This is a genomic window from Polynucleobacter sp. 39-46-10, assembly GCF_002282275.1.
Map to the genome: position 1 here is coordinate 1 of NZ_NCJB01000299.1, position 2,830 is coordinate 2,830.

At 45.9% G+C, this 2,830-nt stretch carries 4 protein-coding genes; all 4 read left to right on the plus strand.

The window, feature by feature from the left end:
• On the plus strand, positions 1-370 hold a 370-nt coding region (locus B7X71_RS14695), incomplete at its 5' end, for a putative Na+/H+ antiporter (protein ID WP_293601196.1).
• 55 nt (positions 371-425) lie between these two features.
• Positions 426-1,784, plus strand: a complete 1,359-nt coding sequence (gene miaB, locus B7X71_RS14700) for a tRNA (N6-isopentenyl adenosine(37)-C2)-methylthiotransferase MiaB (protein WP_293601199.1) — start codon at positions 426-428, stop codon at positions 1,782-1,784.
• 1 nt (position 1,785) lies between these two features.
• Entirely contained in the window at positions 1,786-2,262 is a 477-nt protein-coding gene (ybeY, locus tag B7X71_RS14705; RefSeq protein WP_293601201.1) for an rRNA maturation RNase YbeY, read from the plus strand.
• A 56-nt stretch (positions 2,263-2,318) separates the two neighbouring features.
• Positions 2,319-2,830, plus strand: a 512-nt coding sequence (locus B7X71_RS14710; protein ID WP_293601205.1) for a CBS domain-containing protein, incomplete at its 3' end; no start/stop codon positions are given.

The window sequence follows — 2,830 nt, forward strand, 5'->3', positions numbered from 1 at the left end:
AGTTGGCTTCTTCCTTGCTGGCTTAGTAGTCTTAGGCGCTTTGCAAGGCTGGTGGCTGCAACCCCTCCTAGAGCAGATGAGTCCAACAGCGGTCTTCTACGGAGCAACTGCGCTTACTGCAATTACAGACAACGCGGCATTGACGTACTTGGGGTCCCTAGTCACAGGCACCTCGGATGAATTCAAATTAGCTTTGGTGGGTGGCGCAGTTGCTGGTGGCGGTTTAACCGTTATTGCTAATGCACCTAACCCAGCTGGTTTGGCAATCTTACGCAGTCACTTCCCGAATGGTGCGGTTTCTGCACTGTATCTCTTCCTAGGCGCATTACCCCCAACGATTGTTGCTATTTTGGCTCTGCGCTTGCTGTAATTTGTTTTTTGTAAAATTTGAGCTTGGCCCCCAGTTATAAACCTGAGAACGGCATATGAAAAAGCTCTATATCAAAACCTTCGGCTGTCAGATGAACGAGTATGACTCGGGCAAGATGGCCGATCTCCTACATGCCGATGAGGGCATGGTCATGACCGACACGCCTGAAGACGCAGATGTCGTTCTACTGAACACCTGTTCTATTCGTGAAAAAGCGGAAGATAAAGTATTTTCCGATTTAGGTCGCTTACGTGAACTCAAAAAAACCAAACCCAATTTATTAATTGGTGTTGGAGGTTGCGTCGCCAGCCAGGAAGGTCAACAAATTATTAGCAGGGCGCCCTATGTTGATGTCGTCTTTGGTCCGCAAACCTTACATCGCTTATCTGATCTGATCGCTCAACGTCGCGAAACCGGTAGATCTCAGGTAGATATTTCATTCCCGGAAATTGAGAAGTTTGACCGCCTACCTGCCTCGCGCCAAACTCGTGGCTCTGCTTACGTTTCCATCATGGAAGGTTGCTCAAAGTATTGCAGCTATTGCGTAGTTCCTTACACTCGTGGTGAAGAAGTATCACGCCCATTTGATGATGTATTAACTGAAGTAGCAGGCCTAGCTGCGCAGGGCGTAAAAGAAATTGTGCTGCTCGGTCAAAACGTCAATGCCTATTTGGGCAAGATGAGCGATACAGAAGAAATCGCAGACTTTGCACTCTTGATTGAATATGTTGCAGAAATTCCAGGTGTCGAAAGAATTCGCTTTACCACCAGCCATCCTAAAGAATTTACCCAACGCTTAATTGATGTCTATGCCAAAGTTCCCAAGTTGGTGAGTCATTTACATCTTCCGGTACAACACGCATCCGACTCGGTTTTATCCGCCATGAAACGTGGCTATACCGCTCTAGAATACAAAAGCATTATTCGTAAGATGCGCGCAGTGAGGCCCGACTTGACGCTCTCTAGCGACTTCATTGTAGGCTTTCCAGGCGAGACCGATGAGGATTTTGCAAAGCTCTTGAAGATGGTTGAAGAGCTCAATTTTGATAACAGCTTTTGCTTTATTTTCAGCGCACGTCCCGGTACACCTGCTGCCAACCTGAGTGATGACACGCCTTATGAGGTCAAACTGAAGCGACTACAAACATTGCTTGCCCTAGTGGAGTCACAAGCAAATCAAATCAGTAAAAACATGTTGGGCAATACTGAGCGAGTTCTCGTTGAAGGCCTAGCAAAAGATGGTGTAAATCTACAAGGTCGCGCTGCTAACAATCGCGTGATTCACTTTGCTGCACCAAATGAAGATATTGAATCCCTCATAGGTGAAATGGTAGACATACGCATTACTGAAGTGCTCAATTACACCCTCCGAGGCGAGCTTATCAACGAACTCACTTCAATCCATACCCATTAAGATGGCAATCAAGCAAGCGACTTCCTCTAAATTGGAAATTGATATTCAATTTGCTAGTGCTGCTATTGAAGATAAAGTGCTTGCGATTGCCTCTTTAGCAGCAATGAAAAAATGGGTGAAAGCAAGCACCCACCTCAACGGCCTCATCACCTTGCGCTTCGTCAATGCTGCTGAGGGTAAAAAGTTGAATTTTGCTTTTCGGAACAAAGATTACGCAACCAATGTGCTCACCTTTCCATATGAGCTAACTAAAAAGACATTGACTGCAGATATTATTTTTTGCCTTCCCGTAATTCAAAAAGAGGCAAGGGAACAAGCTAAGACTGCTCAGGCTCACTTAGCTCACCTCATTATTCATGGATGCTTGCATGCCCAAGGACTTGACCATGAGAGCAATGCTGAAGCAAGCAAAATGGAGAGTAAGGAAATCGCTATTCTCAAATCCCTGGGTTTCACAAACCCTTACGCACCCATTTAAAGCATCCCCAACACCTCGTTCACTGAATTTACATATTTTTACGATATTCTTATTACATGCCTGACCCCAATAAATCCCTTTTAGAACGCTTGGCTGATTTTTTAACGCCACAGCCAACCAGCCCAGCAGAACGTCGCCAAGAACTCATTGAGACCCTCAGAGAAGCACAGTCCGAGGGCTTGATTGATGCGGATGCCCTCTCCATGATCGAGGGCGTATTCCAAGTGGGGCAACTGTGTGCTCGCGATATTTTGATTCCTAGAGCTCAGATTGATTGGATTGATATCAACCAATCTCTGCCTGAAATTATCCAGAGTGTAATTACTGCAGCCCACTCACGCTTCCCCGTATTCGAAGGTAGTCGCGACAATGTCATTGGCACCTTGCTTGCAAAAGACTTATTGCGCCACTCTTCTGAAAAAGATTTTCAAGTACGCGATTGGCTCCGCCCCGCAGTTTTCATTCCAGAATCTAAACGTTTAAGTGTTTTGCTGCGCGACTTCAAAGACAACCGCAATCACCTGGCTATTGTTGTAGATGAATATAGCGGCGTAGCTGGAGTGATCAC

Excerpts from the sequence above, each read along its gene's own strand:
- ybeY (WP_293601201.1), top strand. The coding sequence starts at position 1,786 with ATGGCAATCAAGCAAGCGACTTCCTCTAAATTGGAAATTGATATTCAA.
- miaB (WP_293601199.1), top strand. The coding sequence starts at position 426 with ATGAAAAAGCTCTATATCAAAACCTTCGGCTGTCAGATGAACGAGTAT.